We start from the raw sequence: 15,268 nt of genomic DNA, 5'->3' as shown, positions 1-15,268 counted from the left end.
TTACTGCATCCACGACGTCTCACCGACTTAAGGCTCCGATGCGTGGATATAATGTTAGATGACGTTCCGACTTTTTAGAATATTCCTACTGTTTCACCTTGAGTTGGATAATATGAAATATAGTCTTCTCCATTTGAGATTGCTAAAGTGCAATTATCAAGCAAATCATTTTTTGTCAATTCATTCATTATTGTTTCTATTGCAATTTTTGAATTGATCACATAACAAAAAATATTCATTGTACCACTTCCATAATCTCCTCCATCACAGTGACCATTTCCAGTCCATCCTAGACACTCATTCATTAATGATTCAACAAAATGACGTTTTTCTAATTCTTCTTCTACTATTTTATTTTCTTCTGTTTTATATTGAATCATTAATTCTTGTAGTAAATCGTCTTCAAGATACATATATCCTTCTTCTAATTTTCCTTTAGCAAGCTGATCCATATATTTAGGTACATTGATTCCTTTTTTCTTCGCTTCTATTTGATGGTTTCCGATGTCTCCTAGTAATCCAAAGTGAATATTATATTCTTTTGAATCCTCGTCATACCAGACTTCCCAATAATTCAATTGGTTATTTTGTTCTTTTAACATTTTTATCATCACTGATTCCTCCCTAAACAGATGATTATTCGGAATTTCATCTAACGTTCCTGTATTATGACCCCCTTCGTCTGCTGAAATGCTTTCCCGAAATCCATCCTCCAGACCAAGGCTCCAAAGGAGCGGCTGCTTGAATATTATGTTATGGGAAGTTCCCTCTTCTCGAAAAGCTATCAATCTCTTTACAATCGATTCTCTAAGTCATTTATTGTATTTAACCAGATTGGATATTCTTCTGATTCTTCCCATAGCTCTTTTAGTTCTGAATCTTTTTTAATTTTCTTAACTGCTCGTTTAGCTTTTGAAATGAGTTTTTTTCCTTTACCTTTATGTGTATTGATCCAGTCATATAGATCTTCAGTATTACTTTGATTATTCAATATCTCTTTCCCAGGACTACCTTGTAATGCTGCAAGGATCTCAATTGCACCTAGAGCATTTGAAGCTGAATCTAACTCAATATATTCATCTTCTAATACTTCTTCAATCGTCTCTTCAATTAATTCGATGTCATCAGAATCAAGTAAATCTGCCTTCCAATCTAATACATCATCGTTCTCAAAAATTCCAGTTCCCCATGCTCCCATCAACTTAACCTCCAAAAAGTGTCATTATGTTTTAAAGCTCTTAGAGAATTTCACATAACGTTCGTGTATCCACGACGTCCCACCGACTTAAGCCCCCTCCGAAATTATCCACGGAACGATTCCTTCAAATTCAATTTGTAATATCGGCTTTGGAAATCCATCACGCACTAAATTAATCTCATTCGTAAATCCAAATCTGAAATTAGCAATTTGATATAAATCTTTGTCTAAAGAATTCACTGTTCCCGACACATCATTTTTAGTCCATACTTCTGGTCCACTAATCATTCTACCAACTATATGAAAAAAAACACCATATAAGTGAGTTCCATCTTCATTCTCGCAGTACTCAGATACTTCTCCCTCTTTCCTTGGATCGATTCCTAAACTTTCAAAAAAAGTAATAACATCCTTCGGTAAGACTGGAATTGCTTCAACAAAGTTCTTACAATTTATGCAATCGCAACCTTCAGTTATTAAATGATAATCTTTATAGAACTCTTTGGTTTTATTATAGTCATATTCAATAATCCATTTATATATTTGAACCCTTTTCATGTTTTCACATCACTTTTCTCTGGTAATTTCATCTAACGTTTCTTTATTCATGAAACCCAATGGGGTTGTCTGCTGTAATGCCTTGTTTGTTGTTGTTAAGCCATGTTATCATCTTTTCAAAGTTTTCTGGGTCTTTCTCACTCACCCATGGAATCATATCTTCTCCACTTTGTTTCCATTCCTGATAAAAACTCAAATAGGAGTCTTTTAGTTCAATACTCGGATTAGATAAAACCAACTGATCGTTCAACAGCATTGTCCCCTTGAGCTAACTACAAAGTCTTTCCACATTCATTAAGTACTTTATTTACAAATTCGGGATTGCTAATTAATGCATCTCTGAAGGATATATGTCTTAATAACTCATTGCTCTCTTTATTACAAACATATAAATGATGTTCAGGTTTCTGTATTTTCACTAGGTACTGCTGTACTACCAACGTGCTCAATTCTAAGTACTAGATCCCCGAGTCTATGTTCTATGATGGATTTCAGATCAGAAAACATTTCAGACCATTCATTGTTGTAATCTTCAATAATTATTGTTTCTTTACTCATCCTTGGATGCCCAAAAAAATAAAGTATTTATGAAGATTTCAACTCATGTTTCTGTATTCACAACGTCCATCCCCCTTAGATAGCTCTATCTAAGGGGGATGGATGTATCTCTTCTTCCTCGAAAACACTCCTGGCAGATCAAGGGACGAGTAGCCTGCAGTGCGAATATTTTGTTATATGAAGGATATGCCGTCTCGAACAACTCACAAAATCACTTATTGCCTTCGTTAAAATATGTTATTTCATATCCTTCTATTAATCTTCTTATTCCATCTTTATAATAAGGCATTAATTGTTCAGCCTTTTCTATATCAATCCAAGCTATTTCAGAAATTTCATTAGGTCTAACTATTTCTTCATTCCCACCGATTACCTCACCTTTAAATGTTATAAATATTACATGTTCTTCTTTTTTCGGAAATTTACATTCATTTACTGCCACTATTCCATGAACTTTAATATCTAGTCCAGTTTCTTCTTTAGCTTCCCTTATTGCTGCTTGGTCTAATGATTCTTCTCTTTCAACAGCCCCGCCTGGAAGTGACCATCGGTCACTAGAATCATCTACATTCCTTACCATTAATATTTTGGAATTGGTTGGATCAGTAATTAAGGAATAAGCTACATCGACTCTTATCATTATGTTTGACTCCCTTCTGACTTAGATCTGAATATCTTTCATATAACGTTCAGGTAATCACGAACTTGCGCAGCAAGTTGGCACATGAATTCACTACCCTGACAAAAGCATCACAGTGACCAAAGCGTATCCGCTGCGTGAATTATGTTATCAGAAGTGACAACTACTTGAATTACTTTCATTATCTTCAATTATTTAATTCTCTTTAAGATATATGTATTAATTTGCAAGGTATCATCATTAACATAGACTGGGTGGACCGATTCAGAACTATCACCAATTATTGATATATAATTGTATCCATCTTGATAATCCAACTCATAACCACCTGTAATTGTTGGAAATTCAATTGATCCGTCTCCAAGTATTGTTATTACGTTATCCTCTTCAAAATGCTCTGCAATTCTTAAACCTTCATATATTCTAATCATTCCATGTGTCGAAGTGAATTTTTCTAGATTAACCTGTTCGCTTGTTACTTTCCATTCACCAATTATTTGATCTATTGCAATTTGTTTTTCAGAACATCCTATTAATAATAGGAAAAATATCATTGCTTTACTCACAAATATTAATTTTACTTTCACAAATTCACACCTCGATTTTTTAAAATTGTAATTTCTGATAACGTTCCTGTATTCACGACTCAGCACATGCTGAGTATCCGGCGAATGCCGGACCAAGGACGAATGTCCGCAGCGTGAATATTATGTTATGTGACGCCACATCTTCTTCGAACTCCCCACCTACAATTAGTTATGGATTTGAGATTTGATTTTAGAAATTTGTTTATCTATTAAGTTATAGATTTTTTCGATTTCATCTTCTTTTACCTTGTTTTTTACCAATTCTTTTTTAATTTCTTGTTGAATTTCAATTAATGCTTCCAGTTTCAATGTTATATACCAGCCTGTCCATTCTGTAACTAGGCTATCGTCAAAACATTCGCCATCGGTATAAAAGAACATATTATAATAACCTATTCTATTATTTTTGTAGTAAATGTCTAACGTAGATATAACCCTCTGAGAATAGTAACTGTCTACGATCTGATAATCAGGATGAAAAATAGTTTTATACTCTATTGTATCTATTGAAGGCTTAATATTTTCCAGATTCATTTCATCAAAAAACAAACTAACTTCTTCTGGGCATTCTTTCAAGTAATTATTGAATGCTACCCAAAAACCTTCTAAAGTTCTATCCATAATTTTATATGTACCGATCCAGCTTTCTAGCTCAATATTATTCAATTGAATCACCCATTCTTAAAAATCTTATTTGGTTTCGCATAACGTTCCTGTATTCACGACCCAGCGTATGCCGGACCGAGGGTGTATGCCCGAAGCGTGAATATGGTGTTATCAGAGGGATCAGCCTTCCTCGTTATTACCCTCAAGATGTTTTGTGCAGTTATGCAGTTCACAAGTCCATTGATTACCTATTTTCTTTACTATTGTTATTGAAGTATTGCCGAAGTGTTTTGTAGGAAAATCAGGAAGTAAATTTATAAAATTAAATTCGATTAGGGCACCATGAGAAACAACTAGCACCTTTTCACCTTGATGATTCAACACAATTTCTTCTAAAAATTCTTCACCTCTCTTTTGGACAGCTTCAATTGGTTCAAGCCCCAGATTTAAATCTCTCCAGTCTGTTCCCCACTTTTCTATTCTTTCCTCTTCAGTAGTACCTTCAATCAATCCTGCCCTTTCCCTGAGACGATCATCAAGATGAATATCTACTCCGATAGAATTCCCTATGATAAGAGCAGTTTGCTTTGCTCTTTCTAAAGTACTTGAATAAATATGATTCCAATTGTCTGAACTTAATCTCTTAGCGTTATGGTTGCCATTTTGCACTCTTTCTTGAATTTAATGTTAATTCACTGATCTTTCTGATAACGTTACTGTATCTACGACGTCCCACCGACTTAAGCCACGTTAGGGGCGGCCGCGATGCGGTTAGTCGGTGCGGATGTGTCCGCTGATTCCACTTCCCTGCCAATTCCCTTCGGGCTGACCGAGAGAGCGTCAGGACCCGAAGCTTGGATATAATGTTATCTGACGTAAACCTCTACTGTGAATTAGCTATAATCTTCTTTGTTAAGTTAAACTCATGACGGCATTCATAGTAATAACTTTTGAGTTTATATCCCCCAGCTTTAAATACAGGCTTATGTTGATACCACACTATAATTAGCGTTCCTTCAAAAAGGATTCTACGAAGGATATAAACTGTTCTATTAAAGAGAACGCTTCTATTTTGAGCAAATTTATGAAGTGTTTCGGATTGAAACTGAACATGTTTCTCCTCATCACTTAAAATCTGATTACATAAATCTATTAATACTTCTGACTTTGTAGATTTTTGCAAGGCTTTATAGTACAACTTGGCAATGATCTCAGCAGTTAATAGAACAATGACTGATTGTTCTAGACTCGCATATCGACGTAATCTTCTAAATACATTGTCCACCCAATGTCTACGAAGGAGTGGGATTCCCTGTACCTTCATAAATCTGCCTAAATCTCTAGCGTGCCTCTGTTCTTCTTTAATGAATTCTATAAGTGCTTCATAGTAATCCTGATCTTGTGTCTGATGTACATATTCTCGCGCACGTTTAATTAGATGTTTACCTTCAGAGTTTTCTCCTAATTGAAACTGTTGAATTGACTTAATGATTATTTCTCTTTCATTAGTTGTTAATTTATAGTTGTCATCCCAATGAATATATTTGAGGTTTTGATTATTTCTTCGATAATATTGCACCCATTTCGAGAAAGTGATATTCATTATTTGCTCCTAAAATGTAATAGGTTTATGTCAGATAACGTATTTGTGTTCACGAACCCGAGAACCTTAAGGGAGCGTAGCGAGCGGCCGCGATACGGTTAGGTTCGCAGGGTTGTCTGCCTGATTCGACTTCTTTGAAATGCCTCGGGCAGATCGAGGAGCAGCGTCAGCTGCCCGGAGCGTGAACATTTTGTTATCAGATGGTGGGGTCTTCCTCGAGTTCGTTAAAAGATTATAATCCTTCGGGAACTATAGGTTCAATAACTTTAAATAAGAATGACTTGTCATTTATATATTCTGTAATATAAGCCAGAGCATATTTCTGTTCTTCGATTAAGCCAGGAGTTTCTCTAACATCAGACGAGTGGTGACAATAGTTTTCTATCATAAACATAATGAAAAAACATTCTAAATCGCGAATGAAATGCTCTTCTAGCTTAACTATACTCTCATAACCTTGAATAAGTAACCATCGGTGTTTAGGATAAAGCTCTCTACCTGATAAACCACAGACCACGAAAGTGTTTGGGATGGAGAAGCGCTCACGAATCCTTTTCAGAGGAACTGTCGCACTTGGCTTGACAATCCGTCAATCAAAAATCCCGTAATGTTTACTACTATTTTCCTGAGCTTCAATTTCGCTTTTGCCCCAAAGGCAGCCTGATCGTAAAAATCGAACCTCGCTTAAGCTCACTTTCTACCTCAATCGATCCTTCGCACAAATCGACAATCCGCTTTACCAGCGTTAATCCGAGTCCGTTCCCCGCCGTTGTACGAGAAGCATCGCCTTGATAAAATTTGTCAAACATCCGCCGCATCGTCTCTTTGCTCATCCCGCATCCTTGGTCCTCAAGCCGAAACACCGCCTCTCCTCCGCATTGCCATAAGCCAACCTTTAGCGTCCCGCCGCTGTTCGAATGCTTGATCGCATTATCCAACAAATTAATCCACACCTGCTGAATCAAATTTTTATTGCTGCATATTTCGATCTCGTCGTCCAAGGCAAGCTCCAAATTGAGGTTGCGGGTACTCCATTTCGGCTCCAGCATCAGAATCGCCAGCCTGACTTGCTCGTCCAAGCGGTAGTCGGACTTTTCGCTCACGATTTCAATATTCTCTACCTTCGACAAGTTGAGAATACTGGTCGACAAGCCGACCAATCGTTCCGATTCCTGGATAATGCTGTCCAAGTAGTCCTGTTTGTCCGCCTCACTGAGGCCGCCCTTCTTCAACAATTTGGCGAAGCCGCTGATAGAGGCTATGGGGGTCTTGAATTCATGAGAGAAATTTCGCACGAAATCGCTGCGCAACGTTTCAATCCCCCTCAGCTCCTGCACCATTTTGTTAAAGCTCGCCGCCAGCGCATCCATTTCAAAAACAATGCTGCCCTTCGCTCTCACCTCAGCGGAAAAATCTCCTTTCGCCACCTTGTCGGTGGCTTCCATCATATCCCGGATCGGTCTCACCGAGCGCCTGCTCAGCAGCGCGGCAATTACCACCCCCAGAAAAAGGCTGATATATAACAACACATACACCCCGCGAATGGGCTCAGGGTTACTCATGTCAAGCAGGCCTGCCCGATAAAGTAAAAAAGCAAGCAAACCTGCCGAACCAATAGATAGCACCATGACTACAAACACCAATGCCACCAAGGAAAACGCCAGACTGATTTTTTGTGGAAGTATCCTTCGCCTTCTTGGCATCCTCTTCATCCCCTTCACCCACGCTTCACCATCTTGTACCCCAACCCGCGCACCGTCACAATCTCAAAATCAGGATTGTCCCTGAATTTGTCGCGCAATCGATTGATATGGACATTCAGGGTATGGCTGTCTATCTCCGTTTCCAGCCCCCAAATTTCCTCCATTAAATGCATGCGGGTAAAAATTCTGCCGGTATAGCTCATCAGCTTAAACAGCAGGTAAAACTCCTTTTGGGGCAGATAGGTTTGCACCTCTCCTCTCATAACCGTTAGAGCGTTGTAATCCAATGTAGTATCTCCCAACACGAGTTTGTGCTCACTGGCAATCTGCGCCCTGCGAAGCAGCGCTTTAATGCGGAACAGCAGCTCCTGCTCGTCGAACGGCTTCGTCATATAATCGTCCGTGCCAGCAAGGAAGCCGTGATGCTTGTCCGTGATTTCATGCGCAGCCGTGACCATCAGAATCGGGATATTGTCCCCGGCGCTGCGCAATTCCTTGCATAATTGATAACCGTCCATCTCTGGCATCATCAGGTCCAGCACAATCAAGTCAAATCGCTGCTCCTCCATCCTGCTTAGCGCTTCGAGCCCGTTCTTAACCGGATGGGCATTAAAGCCTCCATGCTTGAGCACTGCACATAGCAGCTTTTGCGTATTGGCATCATCTTCGACCACAAGTATATCGAACACTGTGCACTCCTCCCTCCACCCTATCATTATTATACTGTTTCAACGTAAACCGAACATCAACTCCGATTCGCTGCATCACTTGAGGTTCAGTTGATATTTAGCGATTAAAGTTCTGGTTATCCCATCATAAAGAGAGGTTATGTAATGAGATCAAGCAGAACAGGCAACATTGGCAGTGCCAATGCCATCCATCTTGAGAATGTCAGCAAAAATTTCGGCGATTACCCGGCCGTGCGCAATCTTTCGTTGGAGGTGAACCGGGGGGAGGTTGTTGGCTTCCTTGGGTTGAACGGAGCTGGTAAGACCACGACCATCAAAATGCTCCTTTCGCTGCTAAGGCCATCATCCGGCAGCATCCACATGTTGGGGAGCAAGGTTGACGCCGGCAATTATAAGCTGTGGGAAAAGGTTGGCTATCTGGAGGAGGCAACCTTCTATCCAGAACTTACTGTCACGGAAAATCTGGACATTGCCCGCAGAATGCACCTTATCTCTGACCGCAATGCCATTGCTCGCGTCATCCAGCAGCTTGATCTGGGCGCTCATCAGGACAAGCAGGCCAAAACGCTATCCCTGGGAAACAAACAACGGCTAGGATTGGCAAAGGCTATGCTCCACAACCCGGAGGTATTAATACTGGACGAGCCGATCAACGGGCTTGACCCGGCCAGTGTCGTCGAAATCCGGGAGCTGCTGCTCGACTTGTCGCGCAATCATGGCGTCACCATCCTCATTTCCAGCCACCTGTTAGAAGAATTATCCAAGCTGGTAGACCGTATTAGCATCATGCACAAAGGGCAACTCATCCAGGACATGAAGGTGAACCAGTTGGAGCACTCCCTGCAAAAAAGTGTAATCCTGGACGGGCGTAATCGTGTTGCCCTGATGCGTATCCTCACAGAACATGGGTACAGCTATGAAGAAGCCGCTGACGGGCGCTTGGTCTTGACAGAAGGCCGCGCGATAGCGCAGCCGGAGGGAGTCGCAGAAATGTTGGTGCGATTGGGCCAGCCGCCGACTCACCTGAGCGTCGTTACGGAAGATCTGGAAGGATATTTCTTGCGCATGATCCGTACAGAAGGGAGGAAGCAGGCATGAAGCTCCTTTCTCTCATTCACAACGAAGCTCGTAAAATAGGGCGGTCTGTCGTCTTTTGGGTCATGCTTGGGGCCTTTACGGCCTTGCCCTTGATGATTGCTATATTCAACAGTTCCGCTGCCAATTGGGAAGCCTACTTCGCGGATCTGCTCGGCTCCATAGGCTCCCTGCTGGTCGTAGGATTCGCATTCACCTCCGCCTGGGTGTTTGGAGTGGAGTACACCAACAATACCATCAAGGACATCCTTGTTAAGCCGGTCCCCAAGACCTATACTGTATTGGCCAAATTTATCGCCATCATTATGTGGAATACAGGACTGGCTGTTTTCACCTTTGCGGTAATCGCAGGCGCCGGTTCACTGATTGGCGTCAGCGGAGGCTCGATATCCACCATCTTGCATGTTTTCTGGATATTCATGGCTGCCTCCCTGCTGATTATACTCGTCAGCACAACGAGCGCTTTATTTGCCAATCTTACCCGAGGCTACCTCGCTCCGATCGGAATCACCTTTGTCATCGTAATCGTCTCGAATGTGGTCGTGCAGTTAGGCTTCGGACCTTATTTTCCTTGGACGATTCCAGTTCTGCTGCTAAGCGGTTCAGAGCTCGGCTTGATCAGTATGGTGATACTGGCTGCCACAGGGATAGCAGGGTTTGCCGGAACAGTGGCTTGGTGGCGATTTGCCGAGCATAAATAACAGCCCTGCTTTGGAAAAATATAGCCTCCCGGTATCCGCCGAGGTAGATGGGACAAGGTTGCCTTGAACCATCCCATTGTGCCCCCTCCTACGTTGTAGGAGTTTTTTTTTACATGTCCTTACTTATTACATGCTGGAAAACTGTATATACTTGATTGTTTCTTCCAAAAAAGCTTGACGTTTTTCATTTTCGCCAAAATCATGAGAAAGGGTGTCGTTTTTTCCATTCTCTCAATAATCAATTCGAAGAGATGAAACGGGACCTGGTTTTTCTATAAGCGAAAACGAGGGATTGGAGGGATCAAACAATTCGACGCACTCCTTGCACCGCAGGTAAATGACGCACTGTAGGGAAACACTGCAATTGGCTTTCATGATGATAAAGAAGCAAATCAACAAGTCATACAAGCAGAGCAAACAATTAGAATTGAATCTGCAACTGTTCACATCGTTCGGCTTCTTCCATTGCTTCCAGATGTACATCCGCATTCGTCTTCTCAGCCATTCATTCCAGCTTTGCAAGATTCGTTTCATGTCCGCTACGTAGAAATAGCCGATCCAGCCACGAATGTAGACCTTCACGTTCTCCATCACTTGTCGTGCATTTCTGCCTTGACTTCGGCTCGTCAGTTCCCTCAGCTTCTTCTTTGCCTTGCCCAGAGCTTGGCGGTGTACGCTGTATATATACACCATTTCCGTTCTTGCCGAGCGTAAATCCGAGAAATTTGAAGTGTTTCTGCGCCACGACACTGAGGATCTTGCTTTTCCGCGTGTTCATTTGGAGCTTTAGCTTCTGTTCCAAATAGTTCCGGTATTCCAATGCGTAGCTGTTTCATTCGTAGTCCTTCTCTACTTAATTCACTGCTGCATGTACATGCATACATTTTCTAATCCCGGCTGCGCCCTGTCAAATCACTTCTTGCCGGACGACCAACTCTGCCTTGGTCAGACTGCCCTGCTCGACCATGCTGAGACCGCAGCAGCCCGCCTTACATAGCCTCCCAAAAAAGAACGTCCCTTCTGCCAATCGGCAGCAAGGGACGTTCTTCGTCTCATTACACAAGTATGGAATTAATGCCCCATCATCATGGCAGTATCATTTAACTGCCCATATTGTAGAACTTAGCGAGCCCGCCCTCAGAAGTTTCGCGGTATCTGCTGTTCATGTCCAGGCCTGTCTCATACATGGTCTGAACAACCAGATCAAAGGATATTTTACGGGTACCCGACAAGAACTTAGCCAGACTCAGCGCATTGATCGCCCGCATCGCACCGACAGCGTTCCGCTCAATGCAAGGGATCTGAACCAGTCCGTTAATCGGATCACAGGTTAACCCCAAGTGATGCTCCATGGCAACCTCCGCCGCATACTCAATCTGGTCGATCTCCATCCCGGACAGTTCAGCCAGCGCAGCCGCTGCCATAGAGCAAGCCGTGCCAACCTCTGCCTGGCAGCCGCACTGAGCGCCGCTGATCGAGGCGTTATGCTTGACCAGATTGCCAATGAGCCCGCCGACGGCCAGTGCCCGGAGAATCTGTTCGTCCGGGACCTGCAGCTTCTCCTGCATATAACGGAGCGAGGCGGGCACAACACCGCAGGCCCCGCAGGTTGGAGCCGTTACGACTGTACCGGCAGCCGCATTCTGTTCATTGACGGCAAAAGCGTACGCGCTGACGATCCGATTCTCCCGAGTCTCCGGGCTCTCATCCACAGTCCCCTGATGATACAGATATTTCGCCTTGCGCTCGACATTCAGGCCGCCCTCCAGAATGCCTGTGACAGACAGCCCTTCGTCGATTGACCGTTTCATCGCTTCCCAGATTCCTTGGAGGAATCCCCAGATCTGTTTGCCTTCACGCAACTCGACGTAATCGCTTAGCCGGATCTGATTCGCTTTACAGAAGGTGCTGATCTCTGCAAAGCTGTTCTCCGGGTAGACATCAGGTCCCCGCACCTCCTCCCGCCCCTCAATCACAATGTCCCCGCCGCCGATACTGACAACGCGCATGGAGGCTGTTTGCTGACCGTCTTGGTAAGCGAACAAGTCCATCGTATTGGGATGGGGCAGAACAAAATCCGGCTGCGGAACAAATTCAACCTCTGCTGAAACGGGTGACAATGCGCGAATAATGGCCTTGTCCGTCATATGGCCTTTGCCTGTTTTGGCAAGGGAACCATAGATCAGTGCCTTGAACTGGTCTGCGTCTTCATTTTCTGCTTTGAAGATTCTGGCCGCGTTCTCCGGCCCCATGGTATGGGAGCTGGACGGTCCGCTGCCAATCTTAAATAGCTCAGTCAACGATCTCATAGCACCCTTATCCCTTCTAAGTTGTCTTTGGCTTAGATCTTCCTCTTGCGGCTTGACCAGGCTTATTACCCATTCCTCTGAAAACGTTCCTTAAGCTTCATCAGCCGCTCATGAATCCCCTCTTCATCAATCGCCATGTCAACCAATTGGTGGGTAAGCTGAAGACCTTGATTCTCTGCCAAAGCTTGTTTCCACGGGTGCGATACAATCGAATGCGTAAGATGTCTTGTAGAGCGGGGTGCCTGCATGATCATCTCTGCCAGCTCCCATGCCCGTGGAAGAAGCTGTTCACGAGGCAATACCTCATTGACCAGACCGAGGTCTAGTGCCTCTTGGGCAGTAATGTTCATCCCCGTGTATGCATAGTATGCCGATTTCTTGGTTCCCAGTATCCTTTGAAGTGCCAGGACGATTCCGTCTCCAGGCGGAACACCGCCCAGATAATGGGCATCGAAGAACGCCGTGTCTTCCGTACAAAGGGTAATATCACAAAGTGTTCCCAGTTGCCAGTGTGCGCCTGTGCCATTGACCGCCCCGATCGTGGGGATGTCAAGGCAATGAACCATATTTTCAATCATTCGGAGCGATTCATGGTACATTTCCAGCTTCCGGCGATTCGGCCAATCCATGAATTTGGTGGTCCAGACTTCAGGATTGCCTGTTTGCCACAGCTCTCCTGTCCCTGTAAGGATCATGACCTCATTCTCAGGATCACGGCCAATATCTGACCATACATGACCATATGCCGCTTGAACCGGCCAGTCGAATTGTAACGGTCCCCCGTCAGTGTGCATACGCACTTCGAGGATGCCGCCGCGGCGGGTCATGAGGAATAAGTCCTTGTACTTCTCCGAGTATTCTTCGAGCCGGCTAGGTCCCGTCATCTTTCTATTGAACATCGTTGCCCATCAGGCGTCCTTGCATTTTCTTCAGCCGCTCCAGCGCTCCTTCTTCATCAATGGCCATGTCGTACATCTGGTGGGCAAGCTGGAATCCCTGATCGGCGACCAGAGCCTGCTTCCATGGCCGGGAGATAATGGAGTGAGACAGATGTCTCGTTGAACGCGGTGCCTGCATGATCATCTCCGCCAGCTCCCATGCGCGCGGAAGAAGCTTTTCGCGGGGCAGCACTTCACTGACAATACCCAGATCCAAGGCGGTCTGACCATTGATATTCTTGCCGGTGTAGGCGTAGTAGGCTGCTTTCTTGAACCCGATCATGCTCTGCAGTGTGAGCAGCATTCCATCCCCTGGAGGCGTGCCTCCCAGATAATGCGGATCGAAAAAGTCCGCGTCTTCAGTACAAATGGTAATATCGCAGAGCGTTGCAAGTTCACAGTGCGTTCCCGGCCCGTTGACAGCCCCAATGGTCGGAATGTCAATGCAGAAGATCAAATTCTCAAGTAATCTCAGCGATTCATGATACTGTTCGAGCTTCTTTTGCTTCGGCCAGTCCATGAATTTCGTATTCCAGACCTCAGGGTCGCCAATCAACCATTTATCCCCAGTTCCCGTAATAATCATGACTTCGTTCTCAGGGTCACGGCCAATATCTGACCAGGCATGAGACCAGGCGGTATGAGCTTCCCAATTGTGCGTGTACGAACCTCCATCGGTGTGCAGACGCACTTCAATGATTCCATCACGGCGGGTCATTAACAGGAATTCCTTGTATTTCTCCGAGTACTCTTCGAATTTGGTGGGTCCAATCATACGTCTCTCTGTCATTGTAATTCCTCCTAAGTTTGGTTTAGAGCTTAACTGTTACTTTCAAGCCAGTCTCTGGCAAAAGCTGCGTAAGCCGCAGCCCCTCTATGAAGCACCTCATCCGAGAACATCGTCTTAGGATGGTGTACAGGGTAACTATAACCTTCTTCGGCATTGCCTGCGTTAAGAAACACTGTGGTACTTGGCACCGCCTGTGAGACAAAGGCGAAGTCTTCCGAGCCCATTAATTTCCCACCGGGTACCAGCTCAGTTATACCGATATAGGAGCCGTCCCCGAAGGTATTTGCAATCGAAGATCTGATTTGCCCATTAAGCCCGCCATCCGTTTTTACCTCAGGACAACCCCGCGTATAGATCACTTCCATTTTTGCCTGAAAAGTTTCTCCGATACCTGCGGTAATTGCGCGGATACGGGCTTCCACTTTATCCCGCAATGCAGCGTCAAATGTTCGCACGCTTCCTTTCAATCTGGCCGTATCGGGAATCACGTTGTTCGTAGTTCCGCCCTCCATCACGCCAATGGTAAGCACTGCATTGTCAATCGGTGAAACTTCCCGGCTTAGGATACCCTGCAGCGCCAGATGAAGATGAGCAGCTACATTTAAGGGGTCTACTGCGGCCTCGGGCATAGCGCCATGTGAGCCCCTCCCCCGGATGATGATTTCGAACCAATCCGACGAAGCAGAGATCGCTCCACCTTCCTCAGGTACTACAAATTGTCCGAGAGGTAGCGGCATTCCGGTCAATACGTGAAGCATCATGGCTGCATCCACCTTGGGATTGTCGAGAATCCCATGCTCCAACATCATTTTTGCCCCGTGCAGCGTCTCTTCACCCGGCTGAAACATAAGCTTAACCGTGCCGCGAAGCTGCGCTTCATTAGCCTTCAGAATCTCCGCAGCTCCGAGCAGCATGGAAGTATGCATGTCATGACCGCAAGCATGCATGTTTCCATTCAACGATGCGCAAGACAGCTCTGTTTCTTCTTGAATGGGCAAAGCGTCCATATCCGCACGGATCAGAACCACCTTCCCGTCATGCTGTCCGCCAATCGTAACCGTTAGCCCTGATTCTCCTACCGGAGCGGGCTTAAGACCCATAGACTCCAAGGCCTCTTTTACGTAGGCCGTAGTTCTGGGCAAACTTAAATCAAGCTCCGGAATCGCATGAAGATGATGCCTGTACGTGACCATTTTGTCCTGCAACTGCCGGGCCATACTCATTAAGTCTCCAGCTTCTTCACTCACAATGAACATCTCCCAAAGCACAAATTAAATGAACGTTAGAACAGAG

19 protein-coding genes and 1 pseudogene are annotated in these 15,268 nt (G+C 44.4%); 2 read left to right on the top strand and 18 right to left on the bottom strand.

Annotation, left to right across the window (positions count from 1 at the left end):
• Positions 1 to 74 precede the first annotated feature (74 nt).
• The 12 genes and pseudogenes from MHB49_RS08630 to MHB49_RS08575 all read right to left on the bottom strand — a co-directional run bounded on the left by MHB49_RS08630 (position 75) and on the right by MHB49_RS08575 (position 8,142).
• Entirely contained in the window at positions 75 to 788 is a 714-nt protein-coding gene (locus tag MHB49_RS08630) for a hypothetical protein (protein WP_405155805.1), read from the bottom strand.
• A gap of 5 nt (positions 789 to 793) precedes the next feature.
• The gene (locus tag MHB49_RS08625) at positions 794 to 1,198 is read right to left on the bottom strand and encodes a DUF4259 domain-containing protein (protein WP_405155804.1); all 405 of its coding nucleotides are present in this window, start codon (positions 1,196 to 1,198) and stop codon (positions 794 to 796) included.
• A gap of 87 nt (positions 1,199 to 1,285) precedes the next feature.
• Positions 1,286 to 1,756 (bottom strand): hypothetical protein, encoded by a 471-nt coding sequence (locus MHB49_RS08620; protein ID WP_405155803.1) that lies wholly within the window; start codon positions 1,754 to 1,756, stop codon positions 1,286 to 1,288.
• A 43-nt stretch (positions 1,757 to 1,799) separates the two neighbouring features.
• Positions 1,800 to 2,006: a hypothetical protein gene (locus MHB49_RS08615; protein ID WP_405155802.1), complete on the bottom strand. Its 207-nt coding sequence runs from the start codon at positions 2,004 to 2,006 to the stop codon at positions 1,800 to 1,802.
• Between the two features lie 22 nt (positions 2,007 to 2,028).
• Positions 2,029 to 2,314 (bottom strand): annotated as a pseudogene (locus tag MHB49_RS08610) (GrpB family protein).
• Between the two features lie 211 nt (positions 2,315 to 2,525).
• On the bottom strand, positions 2,526 to 2,954 hold the full coding sequence (locus tag MHB49_RS08605; RefSeq protein ID WP_405155801.1) for an NUDIX hydrolase: 429 nt from the start codon (positions 2,952 to 2,954) through the stop codon (positions 2,526 to 2,528).
• 191 nt (positions 2,955 to 3,145) lie between these two features.
• Positions 3,146 to 3,541: a hypothetical protein gene (locus MHB49_RS08600; RefSeq protein ID WP_405155800.1), complete on the bottom strand. Its 396-nt coding sequence runs from the start codon at positions 3,539 to 3,541 to the stop codon at positions 3,146 to 3,148.
• Between the two features lie 165 nt (positions 3,542 to 3,706).
• Positions 3,707 to 4,162: a hypothetical protein gene (locus tag MHB49_RS08595; RefSeq protein ID WP_405155799.1), complete on the bottom strand. Its 456-nt coding sequence runs from the start codon at positions 4,160 to 4,162 to the stop codon at positions 3,707 to 3,709.
• 165 nt (positions 4,163 to 4,327) lie between these two features.
• A complete protein-coding gene (locus MHB49_RS08590; protein WP_405155798.1) occupies positions 4,328 to 4,816 on the bottom strand; it encodes a histidine phosphatase family protein in 489 nt (162 codons plus the stop codon).
• A gap of 214 nt (positions 4,817 to 5,030) precedes the next feature.
• Positions 5,031 to 5,750, bottom strand: coding sequence for a ferritin-like domain-containing protein (locus MHB49_RS08585; RefSeq protein WP_405155797.1), 720 nt, complete (start codon positions 5,748 to 5,750; stop codon positions 5,031 to 5,033).
• A 632-nt stretch (positions 5,751 to 6,382) separates the two neighbouring features.
• A complete protein-coding gene (locus MHB49_RS08580) occupies positions 6,383 to 7,453 on the bottom strand; it encodes an ATP-binding protein (RefSeq protein WP_405155796.1) in 1,071 nt (356 codons plus the stop codon).
• A gap of 14 nt (positions 7,454 to 7,467) precedes the next feature.
• Entirely contained in the window at positions 7,468 to 8,142 is a 675-nt protein-coding gene (locus tag MHB49_RS08575) for a response regulator transcription factor (RefSeq protein WP_405155795.1), read from the bottom strand.
• Positions 8,143 to 8,286: 144 nt separating this feature from the next.
• Between MHB49_RS08575 and MHB49_RS08570 the strand changes: the two genes are divergently transcribed.
• Together MHB49_RS08570 and MHB49_RS08565 are read left to right on the top strand one after the other, a co-directional pair.
• A complete protein-coding gene (locus MHB49_RS08570) occupies positions 8,287 to 9,240 on the top strand; it encodes an ABC transporter ATP-binding protein (protein WP_405155794.1) in 954 nt (317 codons plus the stop codon).
• Entirely contained in the window at positions 9,237 to 9,938 is a 702-nt protein-coding gene (locus tag MHB49_RS08565; protein ID WP_405155793.1) for an ABC transporter permease, read from the top strand. Before MHB49_RS08570 ends, MHB49_RS08565 begins: the two co-directional genes overlap by 4 nt.
• A 231-nt stretch (positions 9,939 to 10,169) precedes the next feature.
• Here the strand turns inward: MHB49_RS08565 and MHB49_RS08560 are convergent, their stop codons facing one another.
• From MHB49_RS08560 to MHB49_RS08535, 6 genes are all read right to left on the bottom strand, one after another.
• Complete coding sequence (locus MHB49_RS08560) at positions 10,170 to 10,532, bottom strand: group II intron maturase-specific domain-containing protein (RefSeq protein WP_405157085.1); 363 nt, start codon at positions 10,530 to 10,532, stop codon at positions 10,170 to 10,172.
• Positions 10,444 to 10,716, bottom strand: a complete 273-nt coding sequence (locus MHB49_RS08555; protein ID WP_405157314.1) for a hypothetical protein — start codon at positions 10,714 to 10,716, stop codon at positions 10,444 to 10,446. Before MHB49_RS08555 ends, MHB49_RS08560 begins: the two co-directional genes overlap by 89 nt.
• Positions 10,717 to 11,038: 322 nt before the next feature.
• Positions 11,039 to 12,247 carry an L-serine ammonia-lyase, iron-sulfur-dependent, subunit alpha gene (locus MHB49_RS08550; RefSeq protein ID WP_405155792.1) on the bottom strand — a complete coding sequence of 403 codons (1,209 nt, stop codon included), beginning with the start codon at positions 12,245 to 12,247 and terminating at the stop codon, positions 11,039 to 11,041.
• Between the two features lie 65 nt (positions 12,248 to 12,312).
• Positions 12,313 to 13,131 (bottom strand): enoyl-CoA hydratase/isomerase family protein, encoded by an 819-nt coding sequence (locus MHB49_RS08545; protein WP_405155791.1) that lies wholly within the window; start codon positions 13,129 to 13,131, stop codon positions 12,313 to 12,315.
• Between the two features lie 4 nt (positions 13,132 to 13,135).
• On the bottom strand, positions 13,136 to 13,975 hold the full coding sequence (locus tag MHB49_RS08540; RefSeq protein WP_405155790.1) for an enoyl-CoA hydratase/isomerase family protein: 840 nt from the start codon (positions 13,973 to 13,975) through the stop codon (positions 13,136 to 13,138).
• Between the two features lie 29 nt (positions 13,976 to 14,004).
• Positions 14,005 to 15,231: a M20 family metallopeptidase gene (locus tag MHB49_RS08535; RefSeq protein WP_405157084.1), complete on the bottom strand. Its 1,227-nt coding sequence runs from the start codon at positions 15,229 to 15,231 to the stop codon at positions 14,005 to 14,007.
• Between the last annotated feature and the right edge of the window lie 37 nt (positions 15,232 to 15,268).

This window comes from Paenibacillus sp. FSL K6-0108 (assembly GCF_045040695.1).
Taxonomy (GTDB): domain Bacteria; phylum Bacillota; class Bacilli; order Paenibacillales; family Paenibacillaceae; genus Paenibacillus; species Paenibacillus pabuli_B.
This window is presented reverse-complemented; position numbering and strand designations above follow the sequence as displayed.